This is a genomic window from Pseudarthrobacter sp. J1738 (assembly GCF_050490315.1).
Classification (GTDB): Bacteria; Actinomycetota; Actinomycetes; order Actinomycetales; family Micrococcaceae; genus JBNPEO01.
Genome location: NZ_JBNPEO010000001.1, coordinates 231,822 through 257,657, shown reverse-complemented (window position 1 = coordinate 257,657; position 25,836 = coordinate 231,822). Strand labels below are relative to the sequence as shown.

Here is a 25,836-nt window from a genome sequence, read left to right as displayed (position 1 = left end):
CCCGACGAGGGGGGAAACCGCTTCCTTTTATGGCGGTTAAGGGGGGTGTCATCTACCCACTCGGCGGGATGACGCCTTGACTTGAACGCGTCAATGGGATTACCTAATGACCATTCGGTAACTAATTGTGAGAGGCATCACGGCATGTCTGCAACGACGCACAGCATCCTCGAAAACGACCACGCCTCCGCATGGCTGGGCCTCGAAGTCCTCAAGCTCGGCCCCGGGCACGCCACCACACGGATGACCCTCCGCAAAGAAATGCTCAACGGATTCGGAATCGCGCACGGCGGAATGATCTTCGCCTTCGCCGACTCCACCTTCGCTCTGGCCTGCAACCCAGCCGTCGGCAGCGAACACTCCATCACCGTGGCCTCCGGTGTGGACATCAACTTCATCAAACCCGCACATGAAGGCCAGGTCATCACCGCGATCGCGGACCGCCGCGCCCACGCTGGCCGCAGCGGTATCTATGACATTCAACTTTTCGCGGCGGACCCCAGCAAGGTAACCAACGGCAGCGCAAGCAGCGGCACCGCAACCACCGACGGCGGCACTCCCCACAGTGGCACCGGCACCAATACGAGTGGCGAACCCTACGGCGAACTCATCGCTGAATTCCGCGGCCGCAGCCGCACCATCAGCAAAAAATAGCACCAGAAAGCAGTACGCGATGAACCAGGCATCTTCAACGACGAACGCCTCTACAGTTCAGGCAACGGACCCCATGCTTGCCCCGGCGGGCAAACTGAACGGCAAATCCAACTCATCCAGGACTTCGAACCTGACGTTATTCTGGCTACGCCCACCTACCGATTGACCATCGCTGACGCCATGGCCCAGCAAGGTATTGATCCGCGCTCCACCTCGCTCAAGTTCGTGGTGCTCGGCGCGGAACCATGGACCGAGGAAATGCGGCACGAACTCGAAACCACCATGGATCTCAAAGCCTGCGACATTTACGGCCTCTCCGAGGTAATGGGCCCCGGAGTCGCAGGGGAATCAGTGGACACCCAAGATGGCTGCCACATTTGGGAAGATCACTTCCGCCCCGAAGGCAAACGCATGGACCAACTCACGGTGCGGATCGAGCGGCGGGAAGGTGTCGCCGTCGAACACGGAACAACCGCCGGCGCCGCCTTACGTGAACAGATCAAGATTCACGTGGGGTCATCCTGCACGGTGGACGCGGTGGAGCCGGGCACCCTGGAGCGGTCCAACGGAAAGTTACGCCGCATCTACGACCTCCGTCCAAAGGCCTGATCGGTTCGTGGGAAAATATCCGGATGGCTAGCATCGTTGAACCCACCGCCAAGCGCGGCCGCCCCGGTTACGACCAGCAGACCGTCCTCAACGTTGCCGTGGAGGTGTTTAACCGCCACGGTTATGACGCCACATCCATGGGCATTCTGGCGGAAAATCTTGGCATCTCTAAGTCCGCCATCTACCATCACGTTCCATCCAAGGGCGAACTCTTGAACCTCGCGTTGGACCACGCGCTCGGCGGTCTCGAAGCCGTGCTGACTAGCCCCGATGCTGTTAAGGGTCCGGCGGTGGATCGGCTGGAATTTGTGGTTCGTCAGACAGTAGCTGTCCTGGTGGAGCGCCTTCCCTTTGTCACGTTGTTGCTGCGTTTGCGGGGTAACACTGAGATTGAGCGCAATGCTTTGGAGCGACGCCGGGCCTTCGACCATGCCGTGGCTATTCTCATCTCCGCGGCGCGCGACGAAGGCGGTTTGCGCAGTGACATCGATCCGCGAACCGTCTCACGCTTGCTCTTCGGCACCATCAACTCGATCGTGGAATGGTACAAACCGGGCGGTTCGCTTTCGCCCCAAAAGCTAGCGGACGACGTCGTTGCCATCGCCTTCGATGGTCTGCTCACCCGCCGCTGAACCTCGCCTATAAAAGGACCTAACGGAACGCCGCTTCTCCGGTGATTTCCTTGCCGAGAATCAAGGTGTGGACTTCGTCAGTTCCTTCATAGGTACGGACTGATTCAAGGTTGTTGGCGTGCCTCAGTGGCGAGTAGTCCAAGGTGATCCCGTTGCCGCCCAACAAGGTTCTCGCCTCCCGGCACACGGCGATGGCTTCGCGGCAATTATTGAGTTTGCCAAAGGAAATCTGCGCCGGGGTCAACTTCCCAGCGTCCTTCATGCGGCCCAAGTGAATGGCCAAAAGGGTGCCCTTCTGGATCTCCAGCATCATGTTCACCAGCTTCTCTTGACTGAGCTGGTAGGCCGCCAAGGGCTTGTCGAACTGCATACGCTTCTGGGCATACGCCAACGCATCTTGGTACGCGTCCCGGGCCGCACCCATAGACCCCCAAATAATCCCGTAGCGAGCTTCATTCAGGCAGGCGAACGGGCCGCGTAACCCTTTGGCAAAAGGCAGCCGGGCAGTTTCAGGCACTCGCACGTTATCCAAAGTGATGTCGCACTGGATGGAGGCCCGCATGGAAAGTTTGCCGCTGATCGGCGTAGCCAAGAACCCCGGCGTATCTGTGGGGACCACAAAACCGCGGACGCCGTCGTCGGTCATGGCCCACACAATGGCGAGCTGCGCTACCGAGGCCAGTCCAATCCACCGCTTGGCACCGTTCAAAACCCAGGTGTCCCCCTCGCGCACCGCCCGGGTGGCCATGGAACTCGGGTCAGAACCGGCGGTGGGCTCAGTAAGGGCAAAACAACCGATGGTCTCGCCGCGCGCCATGGAGGGAAGGTAGGTGTTTTTTTGCTCTTCCGAGCCCCACGTGTGGATCGCTGTCATGGCTAGGGAGCCCTGGACTGAGACGAAGGTCCGGATGCCCGAATCCCCCGCCTCGAGCTCCATCGCCGCAATACCGTACTCCACGGCGGAGCGGCCCGAGCAGCCATAGCCCTTCAAATGCATCCCCAAAACACCGAGTTTGCCCAGCTCAGGGACCAGTTCTAAGGGGAAGTGTGCGTCCTCGAACCACTGCGCAATGTTGGGTTTAATCCGTTCTTGCACAAAGGCGCGCACACTACCCCGGAGCTGGAGCTCATCCGGACTCAGCAGGGCATCAAGATCTAAAACGTCATTGTTTTCACCAGCACTGTTTTCAGCCACGGTGCTATCTTGCCACGCACGCTCTTGCCGCGGGCTCACGGCTACTTTTCCACCAAGGTCAGGACGTCGTAGGTGGCCACGATTTCATCATTCTGATTGGTCAGGAGCGCGTCCCACGCCACTTCCCCATATTCGTCAGTTTCGCGGGGTGTGATCTTTTTGGCCGTGAGGGTTACCCGGATGGAATCGCCGGCCGCCACAGGAGTAATAAACCGCAAGTTCTCCAGCCCGTAGTTCGCCAGCACCGGCCCCGGCGCGGGCTCCACAAACAACCCGGCAGCCCAGCTGAGCAACAAGTAACCATGCGCCACAATGCCCGGGAAGAACGGGTTAGCTTGGGCGGCTTCTTGGTTGGTGTGCGCGTAGAACGTGTCCCCAGTGGACTTAGCAAAATCGCTAATGTCCGCTAGGGATACGGTGCGCAACTCAGAACGAATAGCATCCCCAATGCGCAGGGTGGTCAAGGATTTCCGGAAAGGGTGTTCGCCTTCGGTTTCCATGGTGAAGTTCCGGTCAGCACCGCTATGCCACACACCTGTCACGGCTGTGAGCATGTTGGGGGAACCTTGAAGAGCCGTACGCTGCATGTGGTGCAGGACTGAGCGGATGCCACCGAGTTCCTCACCACCACCAGCCCGGCCAGGCCCACCATGAACCAAATGCGGTACGGGCGAGCCGTGACCCGTAGTGCTGCGCGCATCCTCACGGTTCAACAGGTGCACGCGCCCATGGTGGGCAGCGATCCCGGTGACGAGTTCACGGGCAATATCAGGATCATTGGTGCACACCGAGGCCACCAAAGACCCTCCACCCTTTGCGGCTAAACGCACAGCGTCCGCAACGCCGCTATACGTGATCACCGAAGTCACCGGCCCAAATGCTTCAAGAGAGTGAACTTCCGGCGCTTCAGCATTGGCCCATTCCAGCAGCACCGGCGACATAAACGCGCCGTCTGCCGCCAGATCAATGCTGCCATCAGCGCGGGTCACGCGTGGCGCGTCTAGGCTGCCGTAAGCGAGCTCGCCGCCGGCCGCAATCATGGCTTCGACGGCGGCACGCACGTCACGCAACTGTTCTAGAGACGCCAGCGCACCCATGTTCACACCTTCGGCGCGCGGGTCACCCAACACCACACGTTCGGTAATTCGGGCACCAATGGCTGTGACGACCTCGTCCTTTAGTTCTGCGGGGACCAGCACCCGGCGAATGGCAGTGCACTTTTGCCCAGCCTTGGCAGTCATTTCGGTGACCACCGCTTTGATAAATGCTTCAAACTCGGGGGTGCCTTGGGCCGCGTCTGGGCCCAAGATGGCAGCGTTGAGCGAGTCAGTTTCACAGGTAAAACGCACCCCGCCAGTGACCACATTGGGGTGTGCCTTGAGCTGATTCGCGGTGCTCGCCGAGCCGGTAAACGCCACAAGGTCCCGGTAATCCAACTCGTCCAGCAAGGTCCGCACCGAACCCGAAACCAGCTGCAGTGAACCGTCCGGTAGGATTCCAGATTCCACAATTGCCTTGACCACGGCGGCCGCAACATAGCCGGTGGGGGTGGCGGGTTTGACGACGGTGGGCACTCCGGCCAAAAACGCTGGCGCAAACTTTTCTAGCATGCCCCACACCGGGAAGTTGAACGCGTTGATCTGTACCGCAACACCAGGGATGCGGGTGTAGATGTGCTCGCCGGCGAAGGAGCCGTCCTTGGAGAGGACCTCGAGCGGGCCGTCGATGATGACTTGCGAGTTGGGGAGTTCGCGCCGCCCCTTAGAACCGAAAGTAAAAAGGACGCCGATGCCGCCGTCGATGTCGATCATCGAGTCAATTTTGGTGGCCCCAGTTTTGGCCGATGCAGTGTAAAACTCTTCACGGCGGCCGTTGAGGTACTGTGCGAGTTCCTTGAGTTTGAGGGCGCGCTGGTGGAAGGTCAGCTTTCCCAATTCCTTTTGCCCCGTGGTGCGTCCGTAATTCACCACCTCTGTCAGGTCCAGCCCCTCAGTGCTCACGGTGGCCAGGGCCTCACCGGTGCTCGCATCCCGAACTTCGGTTCCCTTGTGGGTATCAGCCGGGACCCACCACGAGTCCTTCACAAAGCTCGGGACAATCTTGAGGGTTTGTCGGTCAGCGGCTGGCACAGTGGTGCTGGGCATCGTGGGGTGGTCCTTCCAACGCTTGAATCGACTCACAGCCACATTCCTTTACTGACCGTGCGTTCGGTAATGTTCTCAGCGTACATTACTGTGGTCTGAAGCACACCAACATGCCCCCTTCTCCTCTCTCCCCTCGCCGAGTGGGTAGATAATGCAGCTTTGGAGGGTGTCTAAGGGACGTTATCTACCCATTCGGCGAAGAAGGAGTCGCTATGAGCGGAGATGCCATGAACACTGAGGTTTGGAAGATCCACTTAGGCGAGCTGGATCAAAAAATGGGCGTCAAAATCATCGGAGAATCCGTGGAGCGCGTGGTCGCCACCATGCCCGTTGAAGGCAACCGGCAATCCTTCGGGCTGCTCCACGGCGGAGCCTCCCTTGCCGTGGGCGAAGCCGTTGGATCCTGGGCGGCCGTCAAACACGCCAGCACACTCGGCAAAACGGCAGTGGGCGTGGACGTCTCAGCAACCCATCACAAATCCGCGCGCGAAGGCATGGTGACCATCACTGCCACCCCGATTAGCTTGGGCAAAACCCTGACCACCCACGAAGTGCTCATCACCAACCACACCGGCGAGCGCCTCTGCACACTGCGCATCACCAACTTGCTGATGACACCCAAGGCGTAAAACTTTTAGTGAGAGCGCTTTGCCATGGCCCGAGGACGCACGCGCACTAAGCCCAGCCCGGCAGCAAGCAGCCCTCCGCCGCCAAGGCCGAGCGCCCACAGTCCAGCGCTAGCGCCAGTATTTGGAAGGTCGCTGTTTGGCAGATCAGTGTTGGGTACGTCAGTATTTGGTGCATTCGGGGACGCCGTTCCCGCTGGCACCACCACTGGGCTACTAGCAGTGGGTGTTGCTGTCACCACTGGAACCGGTTTCACCACGGAAAACATCCACTTCACCGAGGCAGAATTTGGCCGGTCCAGGCCTTCCTGATGCGCAGTAACCTCATGCCGGCCCAGACCCAATGGCGAGGCGAGGCGGATAGTCCACGTGCCGTCGTCGTTCACTGTGGTTGTGGGCCGAGCGTCGGCAGCCAAAGTCCGGCCGTCAACGATTGAAATTACGACGGCGGCACCCGGGGTCCCGGTGCCGCTGAGACTCTGCACGGGGGCAGTGAGTTTCGCGCCCGGTGCGGGGCTACTCAGCACTGGTGCCGGGAGCGGCGCGGGGGTGATGTTCACTGAGAACGGCACACTTGCTGAGGTGCTGAAACCGTTGACGGTCTGGGCTGTGAAGCTAAAAGCGCCGGTGGTCTGCGGTGCATTGAAGGCAAAAGTCCCGTCCGCCGCGAGGGCAACGAGTGTCACAAGGTTGCCGCTTGAGACAATCCGAACCTTGGAACCGGTAGGAACTGCGGCGCCCGCACCCTTGGTGACCACTCCGGTGATTTTGCTGCCGGCAAAGGCCGTGGACTTCGGCTTGGCCGCCGAGCCCAGGAGCGCCGGCGTGTTCAAGTACAAACGGATCTGGGCACCGGGGATGACTTTCAACGCGTCCACCAATGATGCGCCAAAAGCCCACTGGGTGAGCGGGCTGCCCGGGTTGATCCCTTCACCAAAACCACCGGCGGAGTGCAAACCAACCGCGCGACCACCGGAAATCCATGATCCACCCGAATCGCCGGGATTGGACTCAACAGTGTTGGAACTAAAACCGCTTACCGCGCGGACGTCGTCTGGGCCTCGGTAGCCTTCCACCAAAAACACTCCGACTTCTTGCACCGTGCCACACGACCACCCTGTGGTTCGGCCGGAGCGGCAGATCGGCATACCCACCACGGGCTGGGTGACACCAATGACTTTGGGGGCGCGGTTGTTCAGGTTCGAGGCGTCTTCCCATGCTGTGACTGCCGGTTGTGCTGTGACAGCGGGGGCCAGTTGTTGGACCACTGAAACGTCAGTGCCAACCTGGTTGGTGCCGCCGGTGGGTGAGACTGAGGCGTTGCCCGGGCCGCCGAACTGGCTGAATCCAAAGGTGCCTAAGTGTCCGGTGACGGAACCGAAGGTAGAGATGTTCCCGGTGACCGCGGGTTCGCCAGTCTGGTCAACTGTTTCAACCTTGGACACGGTGGAATCTTCGCTGCAGTGCCCGGCAGTGAGAAGGGTGGGTTTCCCTGTGGAATCGAAGGCGTTGAAACCGGCCGAGCAGGCTATATCGCCGTTGATGCGGACGCCTTCTCCGCCGAGCAGATCGTCTTCCGATTGCGCTGCCCCGTTGGCTTCACGGAGTTCCACGTTGCTATAGGAGGCAATAAATTCTTGTGGGCTTTTGCTGCCGGTGGCGGAGCCGGTTTTCGAGGTGGCTGCGTTGATCTGTCCTGCATTGATCCGTCCTGTGTTGATTTGGCCGGTGGCGGCTTGGCCGGTGCGGATCACAAAGTGTCCGTTGGCAAACATCACCGCTTGTAGGCCTGCTGTTCCAACTTCGCGGACGTAGGCGGCGAAGAGCGAATCAACGTCGGTGGCCGCAGTGACGGGCACGTCCGTCACTGCATTGGTGGGGGTTGTAGTTTTTGGTGCCGCTGCGGTGGCCGTGCCGGGTTCAAGGACAACCAGCACTGACGGGTCAGCGGCATTTGCACGGACGACGGCGGCTTGCAGCTCCGCGCCGGAACCGGTCACCACAATCTCTTGGTCGCCGCCGTTAATTGCGCCGCTGCTGGTCTGGTTGGCACCCGTTTTTATCGCGCGGAGCGCGATGCCTTCAAAGCCGGGAAGTTTAGCGAAGGTGTCCCGCAAATCAGCGGCACGTTTGCCAAGCTCACCGGCGGCCGTGAACTCCTCGAGGGTCAACCCCAAGTTTTTGGCGAGCGCCTGGGCCAGTTCCGCCGTCGTACCGGTAGTCGGAGTACCGGTAGTGGGAATAACCGTAGTGGGAGTAAGGGCAGTGGCACTTGGGGAGGGCGCAGTGTTGGCGACCTCAGGACTAGCGATCTCAGGGCTGGGCGTTTGGGCGCTAGCAGCTGGCGCCAACGTGAGCGATCCGAACACTGCAACGGTGGCCAGCAGCGTTGCCGACTTCACCCGCCAAGGGTTGCGCTGGCCAACGTCAAGCATGGTTCCCCCAAGGGCAGAGTTCAGTGGATCACAAACAGCTCAGGCTTAGTATGTCACCCGTTGTTTCGCCAGCCGATACTCGAGACCCATTTTTACGGCCGGCCACTCATGCTCAAGGATCGAGAAAACCACGGTGTCCCGCAAAGCGCCGTCGGCACTGCGTGTGTGCGAGCGCAGCACGCCGTCCTGTTTGGCCCCGAGCCGGGCAATCGCCGTCCGGGACTGCTCGTTGAGCCAGTGCGTCCGGAATTCGACAGCGGGGCACCCCAGAGTTTCAAAGGCGTGCCTCAGCAGCAGGTACTTCGAGTCCGGGTTAGTCCCCGTCCCGTGAGCTGAGGCTGCGTTCCACGTTGAGCCAATCTCCACCCGCGGCAAGGCGGCATCTATGTTCATGTAGGTGGTCATACCGATGAGTTTGCCGGTGGCGTTCAGCTTGGTGACAAAAGGCAGCATGGTGCCCTTTTCTTGCAGACTGAGCCGGCGCTCAATCTCCGCAGCCATGCCTTCGGGAGTGGGGACTGAGGTGTACCAGAGTTTCCACAGTTCCCCGTCCCGCACCGCCTGCACCAAGGAATCGTGATGCTCGGGCAAGAGCGGTTCCAAGGTGACAAATTTCCCGGTCAGGGTGACGGGTTGGATCAGGGCTGTGGGGTTGTTCGGGGCCATGGGTCAATCTTGCCGGAGGCGGGGGCCTACAACCTAGTCAGTCCAGTCAAAGAAGCCCTTGCCCGTCTTCCTGCCCAGTTCGCCGGCTTTGACCTTGTCCACCAAGATCTGTGGCGGCGCGAACCTCTCGCCCAGGGTGGAGTGCAAGTACTGCGCAATGCCTAGCCGAACGTCTAGTCCAACAATGTCAGTGGTCCGCAATGGGCCCATGGGGTGTTTATAACCGAGCACCATGGCCTGATCGATGTCCTCGGCCGAGGCAACCCCTGCCTCCACCATCCGCATGGCTTCAAGAGCAATGGCCACACCCAAGCGCGATGAGGCAAAACCGGGTGCATCGTTGACCACCACAGGAGTTTTGCCCAGCGCTTGCACCCAGCCGCGGGCTGCCTCCTGCAACGCCGCCGATGTCCGGGCGCCTAGAACAATCTCCACGAGTGTGGATGCCGGAACCGGGTTGAAGAAGTGCAGGCCCACAAACTGCTCTGGCCGTTGCAATTCCGCGGCCAAACCGTTGATAGACAAAGAAGAAGTATTTGATGCCAAGATGGCTTCCGGACCGAGTTGTTCCTCCACCTTGCGCAGGGCTTCAACCTTTAGCTCCCAATCCTCAGGAACGGCCTCCACCACTAAGTCACAGGATGCCAAGGCCGCAAAGTTCGTGGAAACGCTCAGCCGCGCGGTGATGCCCTCAAAGGACTCCGAAACCTTGCCGCGTTCAATACTTTTGGCAACCGCCTCGGTAACTCGAGTGGTGGCAGCTGCCACAGCGTCGTCGTCGCGCTCTATCACCGTAACTATGGCGCCGGAAACCAGGAAGGCGTGCGCAATCCCAGCCCCCATCCGCCCACCACCGAGGACACCAACGTTCTCTGGAACCTGACTCACTTATTCGCCTTTCTTGCTGCCGGTGCCGCGCGTTGTGGACTTGTTGAGAAACGCGTCCATCCGCTCAAACTTCGCCGGGGAATCAAACAAGATCCCTTGCGCCAACTGGTCAATCACCGGATGAGCCTCAGCCGGAGCGTGAAAAACGGACTTGGTGATCCGCACGGCCAAGGAGTCTTGGCGTGCAATTCGGTCCGCAAGGGCATATGCGGCGTTCAGCAATTCCTCCGGCGGATGCACCTCGGTGACCAGCCTGACGGCGAGGGCCTCTTGAGCGTCCAGCACTCGGCCAGCCAGCAGGATCTCCTTGGCGAGCGGTTCGCCCACAAGTTCCTTAAGACGCCACGTAGCACCTGCACCTGCCACAATGCCCAGCGCCGTTTCCGGGTTGCCGATTTTCAGGGTGGTGGACCCCAGCCGGAAGTCAGCTGCGTACCCCAGTTCTGCACCACCGCCCATCGCGTACCCGGACATTGCTGCAATCACCGGCATAGGCAGGCGCGCAATACGAGTAAAAAGCGCCGAGTTGATACCTTGAAGTGCCTCATCCCGTCGGCGTTCACGCAACTGGCTAATGTCAGCACCGGAGGCAAAAATTTTCTCTGAGCCGGTGAGAATCAGGATTTTTGGGTTGCGCTCCAATTCGGCACAGATCTGGTGAAGCTCATCCACCATCTGCTGATTGATTGCGTTGCGCACCTCGGGCCGGTTGAGGGACACCGTCAACGCAGTATCCCCTGCCTCTACCCGCAGCGTCTGAAAATCAAAGTCCATTACACACGCTCCAACAACAGGGCACTACCTTGACCCACACCAATACACATCGTGGCCAAGCCCAAAGCGCCCGGCGCAAGCTCGCGCTCCATCCGGCCCATCAGCGTGATCGCGATCCTTGACCCGCTGGAACCGAGCGGATGGCCCAAAGCGATAGCACCGCCGTCGTTATTAACAATTTCTGGGTCCAAACCCAGCCGGCGGATACAGGCGAGGGATTGGCTGGCAAAAGCCTCGTTAAGTTCGACGGCGCCCAGCTCGCCTACCGTACGGCCCGCGCGTGCCAAGATTTTCTGCGTGGCCGGTACCGGGCCAATGCCCATAATTTCTGGTTCACAACCGGCCGCCCCGCCGTCCACAATCCGCGCCCGGGGGATGAGCCCAAAGCGTTTGAGCGCAGCCTCGGAGGCCACAATCACTGCCGAGGCTCCATCGTTCAGGGATGAGGCGTTTCCAGCGGTGACCACCGATCCGCCGGAGACCACAGGGCGAAGCCCAGCAAGAACTTCCACACTGGTTCCTTCGCGTGGACCTTCGTCAGTATCCACCACCGTGTTGCCTTTACGGCCCGGCACGGTAACGGGGACGATCTCTTGGCTAAAGTGCCCGGCGGCGATGGTGGCGATAGCCCGGCGGTGAGATTCCACAGCGAACGCGTCAGCATCTTCGCGGCTAATACCATCCAATCGGGCAACTTCCTCGGCTGTCTCTGACATGGAGAAGGTCATCTTCCCGCCTCGGCTCAGTTCACCTTTTTGGAAGAGGGGATTGATAAAACGCCAGCCGATCGAGGTGTCAAAAATTTCGCCGGGCTTAGCGAAGGCCTTGGAGGGTTTTTCCTGGACCCAGGGGGCGCGGCTCATGGACTCGACACCACCGGCCACCACCATGTCTGCGGCACCGGATTTGATCATGTGGCTGGCCATGATGATGGCGCTCATGCCGGAAGCGCAGAGCCGGTTCACGGTGATGCCGGGGATGTGGAGGGGAAGCCCGGCCAAGATGGTGGCCATACGTGCCACGTTGCGGTTTTCTTCCCCTGCGCCATTGGCGTTGCCCAGGATGACTTCGTCGATGGAGTCCGGGTCTATACCTGCCCGCGCTACTGCTTCTTTGACCACAAGTGCAGCCAGATCGTCGGGGCGGACGGCGGACAGTGCACCCCCGTATCTGCCTACCGGGGTGCGTGCGCCGCCAACCAGAAAAGCTTCAACCATGGAACGCCCTCAGTCCTCAGTTTGTGCCCCGGAGCGTGCAGTTCCGGGTGTGGTGCTCAGTAAAACTCACGTGAAAGTCTCAAGCATCCGTGAATTACCGACCGCTCGTTCACTAAATCTTACACGCCCCTGTCCCGCTTGAATACTCGCCGAGTGGGTAGATAACGTCCCTTAGCCCTGGCTCAAAGGGACGTTATCTACCCACTCGGCGAAAGGTGCGCGGGGAGTCACCTAACACTGATGCCCAGGTGCGCTGCAAGCAACGGCGCCAAGAGTGAGAGCTGGTATTCGTCGATCACCAAGCCTTCGAGGCTGCCCAAACCGTTGAGCTGACTGAATTCAGTGGTGCGCAGATCAACGTCCTTCAACTTCGCCCCAGAAACGTCTAGCGTGCCGATGCTGCAGTCACTAAAAGAAATCCGCTGGGCTTTGCACTGCGCCAGGTCCAACTCACCAATAATGCAGTTTTTGAACTGGACGTCCATCAGTGAGGAGCCGCGCAAATTCACATAGTCCAGCTTGCCGCCGTCAACCGTTACTGACCGCCAGCCGCCCTCATAAAGTTCAGCGGACCCCCAGCGCGGGTTAGAAATTTGCACGTCTTGCCACGTGGACCGTGCGGCCATCAGCACCGGTGCGAACGGCTCGGCCAGGACACTCTCCCGGAAGGTCGCGCCGCGCAGCTGGGCTTCATTGAGGTTCACCCCACTGAATTGGCACTCGATAAAATCCGAGCCGCCAAGGTCCCGCCCTTCAAATGTTGTGCGGTCAAAAAGCAACGCTTCGTGACGTTCTGCCCGGCCAACAAATGCCCCGTCCGAGGGCACTGGCTCGAGTTCCGGAAGGACGACGGCGGGCAGCTGCGGTGCGGCGATCTTGGCGCGGCGAGTTGTCATTCCTGAAGCCTACCGGCCCCTTTAGGGCGACTTGAAACCGCCCCCTACCGCGGTGTTAGGCTGAAAATGCTTGGTGAACCGGCCCGTGCGGACAAGAAATTGACTGCACAACCGGGCCGGTCAAAATCTATCGAAGAGAGTGGTTTATCCATGGGTATCGGAGACAAGATCAAGAACGAAGCTGAACACTTGGCTGGCAAGGCTAAGGAAGCTGCGGGAAACGTCACCAACAATGACGATCTCAAGGCAGAAGGCCTCAAAGACCAGGTTGCTGCCGATGCTAAGAAAGTCGGCGAGAGTGTCAAGGATGAGTTCAAGAAGGACTAATCTCCTCTAACTCAGCAAAGAACGACGGCGGGCCCCACCTTTTTGGTGGGGCCCGCCGTCGTTCTTTCTCACCTCAGGCGTGTGACCCGCCCGCTCCAGCTTGCCGAACGGGTAGATAACGTCCCTTAGACCTGCTCCAAAGCGACGTTATCTACCCACTCGGCGAAGGAGAGGCGCGAAGAGGCGGCGGCGGAAGACGGGCTAGCTGAAGAGCTCGTTCTTCGGTGCGGTGTTTTTGATCTTGGTCCACCCCAACCACAAGAGCAGCGCGAAGACCGGGATGGTTGCCAGCGTCCAAGCACCTAGGTAGAAGACTTCGCCGTCCTTGGACGTCATGGTGTCGAAGCCAATCAGAACGGTGATCGCCAAGAGGGCAAACAGCCCAACCCAACTGGTCCACGGGGAGCCCGGCATGGGCAAGGAGGACACCAAACCCTTCTGCTTGCGCAAGGCAATCTGGCTAGCGAAGATGGCACCCCACGTGAAGATCACACCGATCGACGCAGTGTTGAGCGCGAGGTCAAAGGCGTGTGAACCACCCAACCAAATGTTCAGCAAAATACCCACGAGGTAGAACGCTGCGATCGCCAAAATGGCCGCGTACGGTACGTGCCTCTTGGACATTTTGGTGAGCCACTTGGGGGCGTGACCATTGTTGGCCATGGTGCGGAATACGCGGCCAATCGAGTACAGGCCGGAGTTGCATGAGGAAAGCGCTGCGGTGATAACGATCATGTTCATCACGTCGCCCACCCAACCCAGGCCCATCTGGCCAAAGACAGTCACAAACGGTGACGTTCCAGCTTTGTACTGGTCGGAGGGCAAAAGCATGGCCAACAGCAGCACTGATCCAACGTAGAACACCACAATGCGCAAAACTACGGCGCGGATGGCGCGGGGTACTTCGCGATGGGGATCCTCCATTTCACCGGCGGTGATACCCACCAGTTCAATCCCGTTGTAGGCAAAGATCACGGCATTGAGGACAAGAACCATCACCAGCGCACCCTTGGGGAACATCCCGCCGTCGTCGGCAAAGAGGTTTGCTACTGAGGCGTGGCCGGGGCCAACCTGGGCGTTGGTGATCACCATAAAGGTACCCACGGCCAAGAAGATGAGGATGGCGCCGACCTTCAGGCAGGACGCCCAGAATTCGAACTCGCCAAAAGCTTTGACGCTAAACAGGTTCACTGCAACGAGCAGCAAAAGTGCGGCAATCGCGGACACCGCTACTGGCACGTTGGGGAAGAAGAATTGGAAGTACAGGCCAATCGCGATCAACTCGGCGATGCCCGTCATTCCCCAGTTGATGAAGTACATCCAACCGGAGAGGTACGCGCCTTTATTGCCGAACATCTCACCGGCGTAGCTGACAAATGAACCGGAGGTTTGGCGGTACATAATGAGCTCACCGAGTGCCCGCATCAGCAGGTAAGCAATAACGCCAGCAATGGCGTAGGAGAAAATCAGCGCGGGGCCGGTGGAGGCCAATCGGCCACCGGCACCCATAAAGAGGCCGACGCCGATAGCGCCGCCCATCGCGATCATGGTGACGTGACGGCGGCTGAGTGTCTTACTGTAACCCTCGGCGCTGAGGGTTGGATCGGTCACTGTTGCCGTGGTGTCTTGAAGGTCTGATGACGTACTTTGAGGCACAACTGTTCCTTGTGGGTAGGGGTCTTGCCGGTGCCGGATGATCCACGTTTTGGCATATTCACGCCGCATCAGCGGCAAACGGCAGGTTCCAGTCTAGAGGATTTGAGGTACCCGCCGTGACGTGCGCAACACATAACGTCTGGGATACGGCACAAGAATGGGTCACACTCAGAGGACATAACACCCAGCTCACTTCACTACTCTTGAACCATGGCAACTCTGCAATTACCTACCAAAGCACGCCTCTACCGCTTCAGTAAGCTCGACGCTGCAGCCATCATCGTGTACTTGGGACTCTCGGTGGGTTTAAGCGTTGGTGCACCCTGGCTGGCCCAGATTGTCGAGAGCCTCAAACTGGATCCGTACACAGCTACATATGCGGTGAACTTAGTGTTTTACCTAGCAGTGGGTGCCGTAGCTTTGGTGGCAGCACGCCACGTTGTAGCTCGCGACGCGCGGATCTTGGCGCAGCGGCCCGGATTCACTGTGGCGATGGTTCCCTTAGCTGTTGTTGCCATGTTGATCCTGACTGCAGTTTTGGTCATTGCCGGTGGTGTTAACCCGGGAGTCTCGGTTAATCAGCAAGGCCTGGAGGATCTGACCCGGAACGTTCCCTTGTGGTTGATGGGTCCAGTGTTGGTGATCATTGGCCCCTTTGTGGAGGAGTACATGTTCCGCCACTTACTGATTGGCAAGCTGAGCCAAAAAATCAATGTCTGGATTTGCGCTGGCCTTTCCGTGGTGCTTTTCGCTGGCCTACATGTGGTGGGCAAAGAGGCCCTCTCGCTGACGACTCTTCTGCCCTATGTGGCCATGGGAAGCACACTAGTGGGGGTCTATTTGTGGACCGGGAAGAACGTGATGTTCTCCTATTTGGTGCACGCTGCGAAGAACTTAATGGCCGTGGTGATCCTCTACTCGGTGCCGGTGGAGATGCTTCAGCGCTAAGCCCGGGACGTTAGTTACTAGACTGAAGAACGTGAATACGCAACTCCCTGCCAAGGTTTCTGACATTTTTGACCCCTCCCGCTGGCGTTTGGTCGCCGGTTTTGAGGACTTTCAGGACATCACGTACCACCGGCAGGTAGAGCGCGACGACGACGGCACAGTCCTACGCGACCTCCCCACCGTGCGGATCGCCTTTGACCGCCCCGAGGTGCGTAACGCTTTCCGCCCGGGCACCGTTGATGAGCTGTACCGCGCCATGGATCACGCCCGAATGACCCCTGAGGTGGCAACCGTGCTCCTCACCGGCAACGGCCCCTCCCCCAAAGACGGTGGGCACTCCTTCTGTTCCGGTGGTGACCAGCGCATCCGTGGCCGTGACGGGTACAGGTACGCAGAGGGTGAAACAACAGAAACCATCGACCCCGCCCGCGCCGGCCGGCTGCACATTCTGGAGGTCCAGCGCTTGATGCGGACCATGCCCAAGGTGGTCATCGCCGTCGTCAACGGCTGGGCAGCCGGCGGCGGGCACTCGCTGCACGTGGTCAGTGACCTCACCATTGCCTCACGTGAACACGGCAAGTTCAAGCAGACTGACGCCACGGTGGGTAGTTTCGACGCCGGTTATGGCTCCGCGTTGCTGGCTCGCCAAATAGGCCAGAAGGCTGCCCGCGAGATTTTCTTCTTGGCCCGCGAATACTCGGCCGAGGACATGGTGCGGATGGGCGCGGTGAATCAGGCAGTCCCCCACGAGGAGCTGGAGAAGGTGGCCTTGGAGTACGCTGCTGACATCGCCCGCCAGTCCCCGCAGGCTATCCGGATGCTCAAGTTCGCGTTCAACATGGCGGATGACGGTTTGGCTGGCCAGCAGGTCTTCGCCGGTGAAGCCACCCGTCTGGCGTACATGACTGACGAGGCGGTGGAGGGCAAGGAGGCGTTCTTGCAAAAGCGTGATCCAGACTGGTCCTCCTTCCCGTACTACTTCTAGGCGCACCATGACAATCGATCCCCAAAACCTTGATTCGGTACTGCGCGCCCTCGCTGACGCCATCCATTCTGAGGGCCCTGCCGTGCGCTTCGGTACTTCTCCGTCCGGTGCAGCTGACATCACCACCGTGGACGTTGACGAGTTTGAGGACGCCGCGGTAGTGGTGAGCACCTCGGGTTCCACCGGAACACCGAAGGAAACCGTGCTCAGTGTTGAGGCTTTGGCTGCCTCATCGATGGCCACTGCCATGGCACTTCAGGGTGAGGGGCAGTGGCTTCTGGCCCTGCCGCTCCAGTACGTGGCTGGGGTTCAAGTGCTGGTGCGTTCGCTCTTCGCTGGGACCCGCCCGTGGGCCATGGATCTTTCCGGCGGTTTTACTCCCGAAGCTTTTACGGCCGCTGCCCTAGAGCTGACCGATCGCACCCGCTTCACTTCCTTGGTGCCCACGCAATTGCAGCGCCTTCTCGAGGACCCGTCCCCGGAAACCTTGGCAGTGTTGCGCCGCTTCAACGCGATCTTACTCGGTGGCGCCCCAGCCGCTCCTGAGCTTTTGGCCGCAGCCAAGGACGCCGGGGTGAACGTGGTGACCACGTATGGTTCGGCAGAAACCTGTGGCGGTTGCGTGTACAACGGTGTGCCACTCGAAGCCGTTCAGGTCCGGATTGTTGAGGGGAAAGTCCAACTGGGCGGGGACGTTATTGCCTCTGGATACCTTGGCCAAGCCGAACTAAGCGAAGCCGCCTTCCTGAGCGAAGGAGATACCCGCTGGTACCTCACCAATGATTTGGGAGCCCTCGACGTCGAAGGGCGCCTGACGGTTCTTGGACGGGCCGACGACGTTATCATCTCGGGCGGCGAAAAAATTGCCGCTAGCGTTGTGGCAGCGCAGCTCGAGAAAGTTTCCGGAGTCAGTGCAGCTTTTGTTGCCGGCGTTCCATCGGCGCAATGGGGTCAGGCCGTGGCTGCCATTGTTGAGTCCAGCGATCCGGAACTGGACGCCGAAAAGGTTCGTGCCGCCGTCGGAACCGTACTGGGTCACAGCACCCCCAAAGTCATCCTTGTAGAGGCGCAACTCACGCGCCTAGCCAACGGAAAAGTAGACCGTTTAACCATGATTGAACGGTTAGCTGAAGTTAATCAGGGAAAATAGATAGCTGAACACTCTGAAGTGGGTGGCCTGTAACGCCATTCACGCGGAACCGTATGAACCAAGAGTCTGAACTAAGAGGTCATCGTGGCAACAGCCGCCCAATGGATTGCAGGAGCGCGCTTACGCACTCTTCCTGCTGCAGTAGCCCCCGTTATCATCGGCAGCGCCGCAGCCTTTGATTTGCACGCCTTCCATCCACTCAACGCGGTGTTGGCTGCGTTCGTTGCGCTCTTGCTCCAAATCGGCGTGAACTACGCCAACGACTATTCAGACGGCATTCGCGGGACTGACAATGACCGGGTAGGGCCGCTGCGCCTCACCGGTTCAGGGGCTGCCCGTCCACAGCAGGTCAAAATGGCTGCGTTTGGCTGCTTTGCGCTGGCCATGCTATGCGGATTGGGCCTTGTTCTCTTGACCCAAACTTGGTGGTTCTTGCTGGTAGGTGCAGGCTGTGTGCTGGCCGCTTGGGGTTACACGGGTGGCAAAAACCCGTATGGCTACATGGGTTTGGGCGATTTGTTTGTGTTTGTGTTTTTTGGTCTAGTGGCCACCCTCGGCACCACCTACACCCAGGCTGGACGGATCAGCACGGTGGCGATTATTGGTGCCATTGGAACTGGGCTGATCGCTTGTGCACTGCTCATGGCCAACAACGTCAGGGACATTCCCACGGATAAAGAAGTGGGCAAAAAGACCCTTGCTGTACGGCTGGGAGATAAGCATGCCCGCGAAAGCTACGTGCTGATGATCGCCGTAGCCTTGCTGCTGGTCATTGTTGTTGCACCCACACACCCGTGGCTCCTGGTGGTGCTGGTGCTCACACCAGCTTGCCTGATGCCGTGCTGGGTGATGCTCACCGGGCGGCAACGCAAAAACCTGATCCCGGTGCTCAAACAGACTGGCCTGATCAACCTTGGTTACAGTGTGCTGTTCGCCGTAGGTCTGATTCTGCAGCACACGCTCACCGGAACGTAAGAACCAGTAAGGTAAGCGCCAAGAAGGTCCGAGTGCAGCCCTAGATTAGAACGCAGTGCGGGTTAGAGCGAAGTGCGCGGCGTGTATCCGTCAGCGTTCTCTGCACCCGGGTTCTGTGTAGCCTTGGATTCGGCAGTCTTGGATTCTGCAGCATTGAGCTGAGCATCAACGAGGGCATCTTCGGCGGCGGCATCGTCAATCTCCGTGGCGGTACGCACTGGCTCAGCTTTACCGGAGAGCCGGTGACGAATCTGTGCGGAGGCCTCGTTACGCTGGCGTTGGAAAAACAAGTAGCTCACAGCGAAGGAAATCACCGCACCGTAAAGTGCGGCTAGCAGTGCGCCGGTGCCCAGCAACAGGAACACAATAAAGAGCGGAACAAAGAGCGCCGCGCGGATCAGGAAGTATTTCAGATTTGCCACTGTCTAAGTTTAGCCCGCGCCGCTGGTGGCAAGCTGTACGCACCAGGGTGCCCCCATGCAAAGGGTATGGGAGCACCCCGTAGAGACTAGACTCAAAGGATGCCTCGCGTGATCGGAACTATCCTTGCCATTGCGATTTTTGTGTATGCACTCATCGATTGCATCCGCACTGATCGGCGTGCTGTCCGCGGCATTTCCAAGACGGCATGGATTGTGGTGATGGTACTTTTGCCGCTGCTAGGCGCCATCTTATGGTTCATTTTTGGCCGCCCCTACCCGGGCCCGCAGCAGCGCCGAGTCACACACACCACCGCCCCGGATGACGACCCCGAGTTCTTGCAGAACCTGGAACGCCAGCGCAGGAACAAGGCGGAAGCGGACCGCTTGGCCAAGCTGCGCCAAGAACTCGAAGAGCGCGAACGCCGCCTTAAAGACACAAAGGCCACTGACACCAACGACGACGCCGCCGAAGGCTCGTGACCAGCTGCACTCCAGGCGCACGGATCATTCCGGGATTCAAGAAGTGGAGCCCTGCTACTGGTTCGTTCCGGCTGCCGGAGGTTCTTGGCTTCAGGGCCTCCGGTGCGGATGCCGAAGCGGTAGCTGAGGCGTTCGCCGCTGACCTCGCCGAATTGCTGGCCACCACGGTTTGCTCGGCAACACAGGCACCTGCGCTCGAGTTTGTGATCGATCCAGAGGATCAGCGCTTTGCGCACATTCCCGAGCACGTGCGGCCCGAGGCGTACCGGCTGGTTGTTGGTGAGGCAATCGCACTCACTGCCCCAACCGCCCGTGGACTCTACTGGGGAACACGAAGCCTGCTTCAGCTCCTCGCAGCCAACCCGGCACTGACCCATGGGGAAGCGCTCGATTGGCCGGATTATCCTGTTCGTGGGTTTGTGATCGACGTTGGAAGGCGCTTCTCCCGGCCAGCCTTCATCCGCGATCTCATCCGTCACATGAGTTGGCACAAGTTGAACACTCTGGTGATTCACCTCAATGACAACGAAATCACTAAGGACACCGGCCGCCCGTGGAATGAAGCCCAGCATGGGTTCCGATTACGTTCCGACTCGGATGACTTTGCCCACCTCGCCAGCACAGACGGCTCCTACGTCCGCGCCGATTGGGAGTCCTTTGAGGATCTTGCCGCCAGCCAGGGCGTCAACATCATTCCGGAAATTGACGCTCCCGCCCATGCCCGGGCGTTTATTGTTCACCACCCGGAGTTGGGCCGGAACGGCGGGGACTCGGACATGCTGGATCTCACCGACTCCACGGCCATCAACTTCATGAAGGGCATTTTCAACGAGTTCTTGCCCTGGTTCCGCGGCCCGCTGGTTCACTTCGGCGCTGACGAATACGACCGCGAACATCCACAGGACTACCGCCGCTATTTCAATGAGATCGCCGCGCACCTTCGCGCCTGTGGGAAAACACCAGTAGCGTGGGGCAGCCTCTCGGTGATGTCCAAGAGCGCAGGTGTGTCCAAGAGCGCGAGCCCGGAACCACCGGCTGGCTATGACCGTGACGTCATCATGTGTTCGTGGAACAACGAATGGTACGGCCCCCTCGAAGCCACGAGCGACGGCTACCGGATCATTAACACCAACGATGACTTGCTTTACACGGTCCCCTACGCCGACTACTACTGCGGCACGGGACTGCCACTAGAAAGGCTGTGGAACGAGTGGGAGCCTCACATCTTCGGCGCAGGGCAAGAACTCAGCAAGGGCCACCCTCAACTACTCGGTGCCATGTCTGCGCTCTGGAATGATCTGGTGCTAGAGTACTACACAGAACAGGACATGTACACCATGGTCGCGCCAACATTTGGGCTCTTGGGGCAAAAGATGTGGGGAGGAACCCCGCCGGGCGTCACGTTCAGCGAGTTCCTTGAAGCGCAAAAGGCCTTGCCGCAGTGGCCCGGGAAAGAATTCGTGCGAGGCGGAAAATGAGCCACGCCGAACACCCCGAAAGCTGCTGCTCACCGACGCGCGGAACACAGCACGACGACGGCCCGCAGCCAGCCGTCGCTGGCTCCAGTGCTGCTGGCTCCAGTGCTGCTAATCCCAGCGCTGCCAGTTCCAGCACCGCCGGGCCCACCGCCGTCGGGCTCACTATCGGTCGCCCACCGTCTGGCTTGCACAGTACAAAACTTGGTGCCTTGCATCACGATGCCCTGATCCCTGCCGGCAGCTTCCAGATGGGGGATGCCTTTGGCGAGGGCTACCCCAACGACGGTGAGACACCAGTTCACGAGGTCAGGCTAGACGCTTTCCGGATGGACACCACGGCGGTGACCAACCGCATGTTCGCAGCATTCATTCAAGCCACCGGTTTCACCACGGAAGCCGAACAGTACGGCTCCTCCGCGGTGTTCCATCTGCTCTCTACCGCCCCCAGACCGGATGTCCTAGGCACGGCCGCAGGTGCACCGTGGTGGCTGAATGTGCGCGGCGCAGACTGGGCGCACCCCACTGGCCCCACCTCTGATTACCGCGATTTCCTTGACCATCCCGTGGTCCATGTCTCCTACAACGATGCCTTGGCGTACTGTGCGTGGGCCGGGCGCAGGCTCGCCACGGAGGCCGAATGGGAATACGCGGCGCGCGGCGGCTTGGAAGGTATGCGCTACGCGTGGGGCAATGAGCTTCACCCAGAGGGCGAACACCGTTGCAACATTTGGCAAGGCACGTTCCCCACGCACAACACTCGGGAGGACGGGCACCTCGGCACCGCACCGGTGAGATCCTTCCAGCCGAACGGTTTTGGACTCTACGACATGGCCGGAAACGTATGGGAATGGTGCGCTGATTGGTTCCTGCCCAAGTATTACCGCAACTCCCCCACCGAGAATCCGCAGGGCCCCACGATCGGTGCCGGACGCGTGATGCGCGGCGGGTCCTACCTTTGCCACAATTCCTACTGCAACCGGTACCGAGTAGCGGCCAGAACCTCAAACACCCCGGAATCCTCGGCTGGAAACAATGGTTTCCGAACCGTGGCCGGGGTGTAGAGACGAAGGGGTGTAGAGACGAAGCGGTCTAGAGGCTAAGCAAGTTGCGGAGTTTTTATAGCCCTGAGTAGGAGTGCAAGCCGTTGAAGAACTGGTTGACGATGGTGAAGTTGAAGACCACACACAAGTAGCCAACAATGGACAGCCATGCCGCGCGGGTGCCTGTCCAACCACGGGTGGCACGTGCATGCAGGTAGCCTGCGTAGACCACCCAAATCACGAAGGTCCATACTTCTTTGGTGTCCCAACCCCAAAAGCGACCCCAGGCTTTTTCAGCCCAAATGGCACCGAACATCAGCGTGAAGGTCCATCCCACAAAACCGATGGTGTTGATCCGGTAGCTGAGGTTTTCCAAGGACAAAGCGTTCGGCACCATACGCATAAAGGGCAGCTTGTCAGCGCCACCAGCGGCGATGGTTGATTCGCGACGGGACTGGATGAGCTGGAAAACGCTCATGGCAAAGGTCAGTGTGAACAAGGCCGAGGACATCACGGCAATAGAGACGTGAATAACCAACCAGTAGCTCTGAAGTGCGGGTACCAAGTGACCAACGGGGGTCCAGTACGCCACAGCAGCGGCAACCAGCATGATGGTTCCCAGACCGACAACAAAGGTTCCCAAGAAACGCAGATCGCGGCGAGTCAGCACCAACAAAAAGACTGCGATTGCTACAAAAGCGCCCGTGGTAAGGAACTCGTACATGTTTCCCCAAGGCACGCGTCCTGCAGCTAAACCACGCGTGACCACGCCGGCACCGTGAATGAGCACACCCAAAATCGTGACGGCAACGGCGGCACGTGCAGCAGCACGCCTGCCGCTACGGTACTTCATGTCGCCATTGGCGGTGACGGCGCTCGCAACGGAGGACGACGACGAAGCGCCACGTCCCGTCGTCGTACCGGCAGAAGCTGGCGTAGCGGCCGCTGCACCTGCACCCACCAAAGCAAGGTCGCGCTCTTGCGGCGCTGCAGCTGGCTGCGCTTCAGCCGCGCGCAGAGATTTGCTGCTCGAGGCGAGGTCCCACGCGAAAGCGATAAACGCCACCGTGTAGGTCGCTGCCGCGAGGAGCATAAAAAGTTCGCTGTATTGACCAAGGGTTTGGTTGAGTGCGGGCATTAGCTGTCCTTCTTTGCTTCAGGTGTTGTAGCTGGGGAGACTACGTCCAAGCGGACATTATCCTCCTCTTTGGTGGGAGCAGGCTGGGAAGAATCCAGAGCCCATTCCTGTACCAGCATTTGACGTACCGCCGAGGCTTCTTTCGCCAGGTTGTGGTCCTCGCCGCGGGCCAAAAGGCCGTACTCCACCATGGTGCGTCCGTCAGCAGCAGTTCCGGTGCGAACCCATGCGCGACGGCGCCCCACGTAGAGCGAGGTGACAAGCCCGGCGATGGCGATCAGCGCAAAAATGAGCGCCGGGACCTGGCCCGGGTTGTTGTGAATATCCAAGGCGATGTACCGCTTGAGGCCATCAAAACTGATGCTGCCCTTGCCCTCGGGAAGTTTGTAGGTCTTCCCCGGATCCAGCACAATACCGCCGGCGGGAAGATCGCGACCGTTAAGTTGCTTGAGGTTCTTGACGTCCAAGTTGTAGACGTTTTGCGGGGAACCAGAGTCAAGCCCCAAGTCCCCGTAGTAAGAGTTCAGGCTCAATTGCGGTTTGAGCGGATCAGGATCAGCGCTAAAGGAAACACCATCAGCGCTTTTGTCCACTGTTGGCAAGAAGAACCCAACAAATCCCAGTTGAGACGGGGAAGCGTCCGGGACCTTGATGACCACAGTTGAGGTGAACACACTGTCCGTGGGGATGGTCTGTACGGGACCTTGGAATGCGATTTTTCCGGTACCGTCCCGCACGGTGATGACCGGGGCGTAGCCATTACCCACCAGGTAAACGTTGGTTCCACCCAGGGATACCGGATCGTTGACCTTCAAGATCTGCTCTTTTGGCTCCGCAGTGGGGCTGTCCTTGGTGGTGAGAGTGGCCTTGAAGTCCAGCGGCTGACCAAATTGTTTGACTGATTCGCGGTCAAAACGGACCTCAAACTTGTCCAGAGTCACTGAGTAAGGCGAAAGCTGTGAGGATTGGAAGTTGGTGCCGGGGCTGAACTGGTCGTACCCAACTAGGGTGTTAACGAAGGTGTCACCCTCCACCAAGGTCCGCTGACCGCTGTAGCCAAAAAGCCCACCGATGGCCACGGAGACCAAAACACCAATCAGCGAAGTGTGAAAAACCAGGTTTCCCACTTCGCGAATCATGCCGCGTTCAGCACCAATGGAGGGGCGTTCACCATCGGCATCGCGGATGTCAACGCGGTAGCCGCGCTTTTTGAGCAGCCGCCCCGCATCAGCAATAGCGTCCGACGCAGATACACCCTGTGCTGCAGGGATCACCATAGTGCCGTATTCAGGCAGCCGTGAAAGACGTTTTGGGGTACGCGGCGGTTGGGAGCGCATGGCCTTGTAGTGGGCTTTGGCGCGTGGAACAACGCAGCCAATCAAGGAGACAAACAGCAGAATGTAGATGGCGGAGAACCACGCCGAGGAGTACACATCAAAGAGCTGCAATTTATCCAGCAGCGGCCCGTAGTCCTTGTGAGTTTTCAGGTACTGGGTGACCACTGAAGGATTGGCCGGGCGCTGGGGAAACAAGGAACCCGGAACTGCGGCAACAGCGAGTAGCAGCAACAAAAACAAAGCGGTACGCATGCTGGTCAGCTGGGTCCACGCCCAGCGGAGCATGCCCAAAGCGCCCAGTGCCGGTTGGGCTGCGGTGCGGCGCGCATCTGCAACGGTTTTGACCGGCGTTGTTGCTTCCGGCTGGGGGTCCTTTTTACTGTTCTTCACTGGCTCGCTCATCAGATGGGTAACTTCACTTCGTTTTGGAACCAAGACTGTAATTCTGCGGTCCAGTGTCCCCACACACCGGTGACCATCAAGATGCCGAGCAAAATCAGCACCACACCGCCAATTCGTTGGATGGCCAAGCGATGGCGCCGGAAGAAGTTCATGACTCCCATGCCACGGCGAACCATCAGGGCGATCACCAAAAAGGGAATGCCCAGGCCAAGGCTATAGACAAAAGCTAGGAATGCGCCCTTAGCCGCGGAAGATCCCCCGGAGAGGCTCAAGAGCTGGACGGCGGAATAGGTTGGCCCAATACAGGGAGCCCAGCCCAGGCCGAAGGTCATCCCAAGAATGGGGGCACCCCAGAGGCCTGCCGGGGGTTTGCGGTGAATCTTGGCGTCCTGTTGGAACCAGCTGAAGCCGCCCATAAAAATGACACCCATCAGCACCACCACTAGGCCCAGTATTTGGGTGACCCAATCAAATTTTCCGCCGGAAATCAGCACACCTAGCTGGCCAAAGGCTCCACCTAGGAGGACAAAAATCACAGAGAAGCCCAGCACAAACAAACCAATACCGGCGAACATCCGGCCGCGTTTGCGCTGTTCCAGGTCCACTCCGCTGAGGCCCGTAACGTAGCCCAAATATCCGGGCACCAACGGCAAAACACACGGGGATAGGAAGGAAACCAACCCGGCCAGCAGTGCCACCGGGATAGCCAGAAGGAGTGAGCCGTTAAGGATCGTTTCGGCAAAGGGGTTGTTAGTCACTGAG

24 protein-coding genes and 1 pseudogene are annotated in these 25,836 nt (G+C 59.4%); 12 read left to right on the top strand and 13 right to left on the bottom strand.

The genetic code is table 11. From position 1 onward, the window contains the following. Positions 1–144 precede the first annotated feature (144 nt). The 3 genes and pseudogenes from ACQR35_RS01260 to ACQR35_RS01250 all read left to right on the top strand — a co-directional run bounded on the left by ACQR35_RS01260 (position 145) and on the right by ACQR35_RS01250 (position 1,895). Positions 145–654, top strand: coding sequence for a hotdog fold thioesterase (locus tag ACQR35_RS01260; protein WP_430268994.1), 510 nt, complete (start codon positions 145–147; stop codon positions 652–654). Positions 655–702: 48 nt separating this feature from the next. After that, positions 703–1,263: pseudogene (locus tag ACQR35_RS01255) on the top strand (phenylacetate--CoA ligase); the annotation flags it as partial. A gap of 23 nt (positions 1,264–1,286) precedes the next feature. Further along, complete coding sequence (locus ACQR35_RS01250; RefSeq protein WP_430268084.1) at positions 1,287–1,895, top strand: TetR/AcrR family transcriptional regulator; 609 nt, start codon at positions 1,287–1,289, stop codon at positions 1,893–1,895. 19 nt (positions 1,896–1,914) lie between these two features. Here the strand turns inward: ACQR35_RS01250 and ACQR35_RS01245 are convergent, their stop codons facing one another. After that, complete coding sequence (locus ACQR35_RS01245) at positions 1,915–3,090, bottom strand: acyl-CoA dehydrogenase family protein (protein ID WP_430268993.1); 1,176 nt, start codon at positions 3,088–3,090, stop codon at positions 1,915–1,917. 41 nt (positions 3,091–3,131) lie between these two features. Beyond that, the gene (gene paaZ / locus ACQR35_RS01240; protein WP_430269237.1) at positions 3,132–5,234 is read right to left on the bottom strand and encodes a phenylacetic acid degradation bifunctional protein PaaZ; all 2,103 of its coding nucleotides are present in this window, start codon (positions 5,232–5,234) and stop codon (positions 3,132–3,134) included. Positions 5,235–5,446: 212 nt separating this feature from the next. Between paaZ and ACQR35_RS01235 the strand changes: the two genes are divergently transcribed. After that, positions 5,447–5,863, top strand: a complete 417-nt coding sequence (locus ACQR35_RS01235; RefSeq protein ID WP_430268086.1) for a PaaI family thioesterase — start codon at positions 5,447–5,449, stop codon at positions 5,861–5,863. Between the two features lie 5 nt (positions 5,864–5,868). On the opposite strand, the gene ACQR35_RS01230 is transcribed toward ACQR35_RS01235, so the two are convergent. From ACQR35_RS01230 to ACQR35_RS01205, 6 genes are all read right to left on the bottom strand, one after another. Beyond that, entirely contained in the window at positions 5,869–8,295 is a 2,427-nt protein-coding gene (locus ACQR35_RS01230) for a S1 family peptidase (protein WP_430268992.1), read from the bottom strand. 45 nt (positions 8,296–8,340) lie between these two features. Continuing rightward, positions 8,341–8,961 carry a GNAT family N-acetyltransferase gene (locus tag ACQR35_RS01225; protein WP_430268088.1) on the bottom strand — a complete coding sequence of 207 codons (621 nt, stop codon included), beginning with the start codon at positions 8,959–8,961 and terminating at the stop codon, positions 8,341–8,343. Between the two features lie 33 nt (positions 8,962–8,994). Beyond that, positions 8,995–9,804, bottom strand: coding sequence for a 3-hydroxyacyl-CoA dehydrogenase family protein (locus tag ACQR35_RS01220; RefSeq protein ID WP_430268134.1), 810 nt, complete (start codon positions 9,802–9,804; stop codon positions 8,995–8,997). Positions 9,805–9,849: 45 nt separating this feature from the next. Next, entirely contained in the window at positions 9,850–10,623 is a 774-nt protein-coding gene (locus tag ACQR35_RS01215; RefSeq protein ID WP_430268089.1) for an enoyl-CoA hydratase/isomerase family protein, read from the bottom strand. Then, the gene (locus tag ACQR35_RS01210) at positions 10,623–11,840 is read right to left on the bottom strand and encodes a thiolase family protein (protein WP_430268991.1); all 1,218 of its coding nucleotides are present in this window, start codon (positions 11,838–11,840) and stop codon (positions 10,623–10,625) included. Before ACQR35_RS01210 ends, ACQR35_RS01215 begins: the two co-directional genes overlap by 1 nt. A 227-nt stretch (positions 11,841–12,067) precedes the next feature. Continuing rightward, positions 12,068–12,736 carry a pentapeptide repeat-containing protein gene (locus ACQR35_RS01205; protein WP_430268091.1) on the bottom strand — a complete coding sequence of 223 codons (669 nt, stop codon included), beginning with the start codon at positions 12,734–12,736 and terminating at the stop codon, positions 12,068–12,070. Between the two features lie 66 nt (positions 12,737–12,802). Here ACQR35_RS01205 and ACQR35_RS01200 point away from each other — a divergent pair, with 66 nt between their 5' ends. Then, the gene (locus ACQR35_RS01200) at positions 12,803–13,063 is read left to right on the top strand and encodes a CsbD family protein (RefSeq protein ID WP_430268990.1); all 261 of its coding nucleotides are present in this window, start codon (positions 12,803–12,805) and stop codon (positions 13,061–13,063) included. 201 nt (positions 13,064–13,264) lie between these two features. Here the strand turns inward: ACQR35_RS01200 and ACQR35_RS01195 are convergent, their stop codons facing one another. Beyond that, positions 13,265–14,719 carry an amino acid permease gene (locus ACQR35_RS01195; protein WP_430268093.1) on the bottom strand — a complete coding sequence of 485 codons (1,455 nt, stop codon included), beginning with the start codon at positions 14,717–14,719 and terminating at the stop codon, positions 13,265–13,267. 210 nt (positions 14,720–14,929) lie between these two features. Here ACQR35_RS01195 and ACQR35_RS01190 point away from each other — a divergent pair, with 210 nt between their 5' ends. The 4 genes from ACQR35_RS01190 to ACQR35_RS01175 all read left to right on the top strand — a co-directional run bounded on the left by ACQR35_RS01190 (position 14,930) and on the right by ACQR35_RS01175 (position 18,777). Next, positions 14,930–15,667: a CPBP family intramembrane glutamic endopeptidase gene (locus ACQR35_RS01190; RefSeq protein ID WP_430268989.1), complete on the top strand. Its 738-nt coding sequence runs from the start codon at positions 14,930–14,932 to the stop codon at positions 15,665–15,667. A 31-nt stretch (positions 15,668–15,698) separates the two neighbouring features. Further along, positions 15,699–16,652, top strand: a complete 954-nt coding sequence (locus ACQR35_RS01185; protein WP_430268988.1) for a 1,4-dihydroxy-2-naphthoyl-CoA synthase — start codon at positions 15,699–15,701, stop codon at positions 16,650–16,652. 7 nt (positions 16,653–16,659) lie between these two features. Beyond that, positions 16,660–17,802 carry an AMP-binding protein gene (locus ACQR35_RS01180; protein WP_430268987.1) on the top strand — a complete coding sequence of 381 codons (1,143 nt, stop codon included), beginning with the start codon at positions 16,660–16,662 and terminating at the stop codon, positions 17,800–17,802. Between the two features lie 84 nt (positions 17,803–17,886). Further along, a complete protein-coding gene (locus ACQR35_RS01175; RefSeq protein WP_430268097.1) occupies positions 17,887–18,777 on the top strand; it encodes a 1,4-dihydroxy-2-naphthoate polyprenyltransferase in 891 nt (296 codons plus the stop codon). Between the two features lie 62 nt (positions 18,778–18,839). On the opposite strand, the gene ACQR35_RS01170 is transcribed toward ACQR35_RS01175, so the two are convergent. Then, positions 18,840–19,199 carry a DUF4229 domain-containing protein gene (locus ACQR35_RS01170; RefSeq protein ID WP_430268986.1) on the bottom strand — a complete coding sequence of 120 codons (360 nt, stop codon included), beginning with the start codon at positions 19,197–19,199 and terminating at the stop codon, positions 18,840–18,842. Between the two features lie 99 nt (positions 19,200–19,298). Between ACQR35_RS01170 and ACQR35_RS01165 the strand changes: the two genes are divergently transcribed. Genes ACQR35_RS01165 through ACQR35_RS01155 form a run of 3 tightly spaced genes read left to right on the top strand, consistent with a single transcriptional unit; the run spans position 19,299 to position 22,218 of the window. Continuing rightward, on the top strand, positions 19,299–19,679 hold the full coding sequence (locus ACQR35_RS01165) for a PLD nuclease N-terminal domain-containing protein (protein ID WP_430268099.1): 381 nt from the start codon (positions 19,299–19,301) through the stop codon (positions 19,677–19,679). Then, a complete protein-coding gene (locus tag ACQR35_RS01160) occupies positions 19,676–21,157 on the top strand; it encodes a beta-N-acetylhexosaminidase (protein ID WP_430268985.1) in 1,482 nt (493 codons plus the stop codon). Before ACQR35_RS01165 ends, ACQR35_RS01160 begins: the two co-directional genes overlap by 4 nt. Then, on the top strand, positions 21,154–22,218 hold the full coding sequence (locus ACQR35_RS01155; protein ID WP_430268984.1) for a formylglycine-generating enzyme family protein: 1,065 nt from the start codon (positions 21,154–21,156) through the stop codon (positions 22,216–22,218). The genes ACQR35_RS01160 and ACQR35_RS01155 overlap by 4 nt, the downstream gene beginning before the upstream one ends. Before the next feature lie 55 nt (positions 22,219–22,273). Here ACQR35_RS01155 and ccsB read toward each other — a convergent pair whose 3' ends face one another. The 3 genes from ccsB to ACQR35_RS01140 are packed head-to-tail and all read right to left on the bottom strand — an operon-like array spanning position 22,274 to position 25,832. Continuing rightward, positions 22,274–23,335, bottom strand: a complete 1,062-nt coding sequence (gene ccsB, locus ACQR35_RS01150) for a c-type cytochrome biogenesis protein CcsB (RefSeq protein ID WP_430268102.1) — start codon at positions 23,333–23,335, stop codon at positions 22,274–22,276. Further along, positions 23,335–25,074, bottom strand: a complete 1,740-nt coding sequence (resB, locus tag ACQR35_RS01145; RefSeq protein WP_430268983.1) for a cytochrome c biogenesis protein ResB — start codon at positions 25,072–25,074, stop codon at positions 23,335–23,337. The genes ccsB and resB overlap by 1 nt, the downstream gene beginning before the upstream one ends. Next, on the bottom strand, positions 25,074–25,832 hold the full coding sequence (locus tag ACQR35_RS01140; protein ID WP_430268982.1) for a cytochrome c biogenesis CcdA family protein: 759 nt from the start codon (positions 25,830–25,832) through the stop codon (positions 25,074–25,076). Before ACQR35_RS01140 ends, resB begins: the two co-directional genes overlap by 1 nt. Positions 25,833–25,836 lie beyond the last annotated feature (4 nt).

What these genes read in the sequence shown, in the direction of transcription:
- ACQR35_RS01260 (WP_430268994.1), top strand. Translation starts at nt 145, where the DNA reads ATGTCTGCAACGACGCACAGCATCCTCGAAAACGACCACGCCTCCGCA.
- ACQR35_RS01250 (WP_430268084.1), top strand. Translation starts at nt 1,287, where the DNA reads ATGGCTAGCATCGTTGAACCCACCGCCAAGCGCGGCCGCCCCGGTTAC.
- paaZ (WP_430269237.1), bottom strand. Translation starts at nt 5,234, where the DNA reads ATGCCCAGCACCACTGTGCCAGCCGCTGACCGACAAACCCTCAAGATT.
- ACQR35_RS01235 (WP_430268086.1), top strand. Translation starts at nt 5,447, where the DNA reads ATGAGCGGAGATGCCATGAACACTGAGGTTTGGAAGATCCACTTAGGC.
- ACQR35_RS01230 (WP_430268992.1), bottom strand. Translation starts at nt 8,295, where the DNA reads ATGCTTGACGTTGGCCAGCGCAACCCTTGGCGGGTGAAGTCGGCAACG.
- ACQR35_RS01225 (WP_430268088.1), bottom strand. Translation starts at nt 8,961, where the DNA reads ATGGCCCCGAACAACCCCACAGCCCTGATCCAACCCGTCACCCTGACC.
- ACQR35_RS01220 (WP_430268134.1), bottom strand. Translation starts at nt 9,804, where the DNA reads ATGGGGGCTGGGATTGCGCACGCCTTCCTGGTTTCCGGCGCCATAGTT.
- ACQR35_RS01215 (WP_430268089.1), bottom strand. Translation starts at nt 10,623, where the DNA reads ATGGACTTTGATTTTCAGACGCTGCGGGTAGAGGCAGGGGATACTGCG.
- ACQR35_RS01210 (WP_430268991.1), bottom strand. Translation starts at nt 11,840, where the DNA reads ATGGTTGAAGCTTTTCTGGTTGGCGGCGCACGCACCCCGGTAGGCAGA.
- ACQR35_RS01205 (WP_430268091.1), bottom strand. Translation starts at nt 12,736, where the DNA reads ATGACAACTCGCCGCGCCAAGATCGCCGCACCGCAGCTGCCCGCCGTC.
- ACQR35_RS01200 (WP_430268990.1), top strand. Translation starts at nt 12,803, where the DNA reads ATGCTTGGTGAACCGGCCCGTGCGGACAAGAAATTGACTGCACAACCG.
- ACQR35_RS01190 (WP_430268989.1), top strand. Translation starts at nt 14,930, where the DNA reads ATGGCAACTCTGCAATTACCTACCAAAGCACGCCTCTACCGCTTCAGT.
- ACQR35_RS01180 (WP_430268987.1), top strand. Translation starts at nt 16,660, where the DNA reads ATGACAATCGATCCCCAAAACCTTGATTCGGTACTGCGCGCCCTCGCT.
- ACQR35_RS01165 (WP_430268099.1), top strand. Translation starts at nt 19,299, where the DNA reads ATGCCTCGCGTGATCGGAACTATCCTTGCCATTGCGATTTTTGTGTAT.
- ACQR35_RS01155 (WP_430268984.1), top strand. Translation starts at nt 21,154, where the DNA reads ATGAGCCACGCCGAACACCCCGAAAGCTGCTGCTCACCGACGCGCGGA.
- ccsB (WP_430268102.1), bottom strand. Translation starts at nt 23,335, where the DNA reads ATGCCCGCACTCAACCAAACCCTTGGTCAATACAGCGAACTTTTTATG.
- resB (WP_430268983.1), bottom strand. Translation starts at nt 25,074, where the DNA reads ATGAGCGAGCCAGTGAAGAACAGTAAAAAGGACCCCCAGCCGGAAGCA.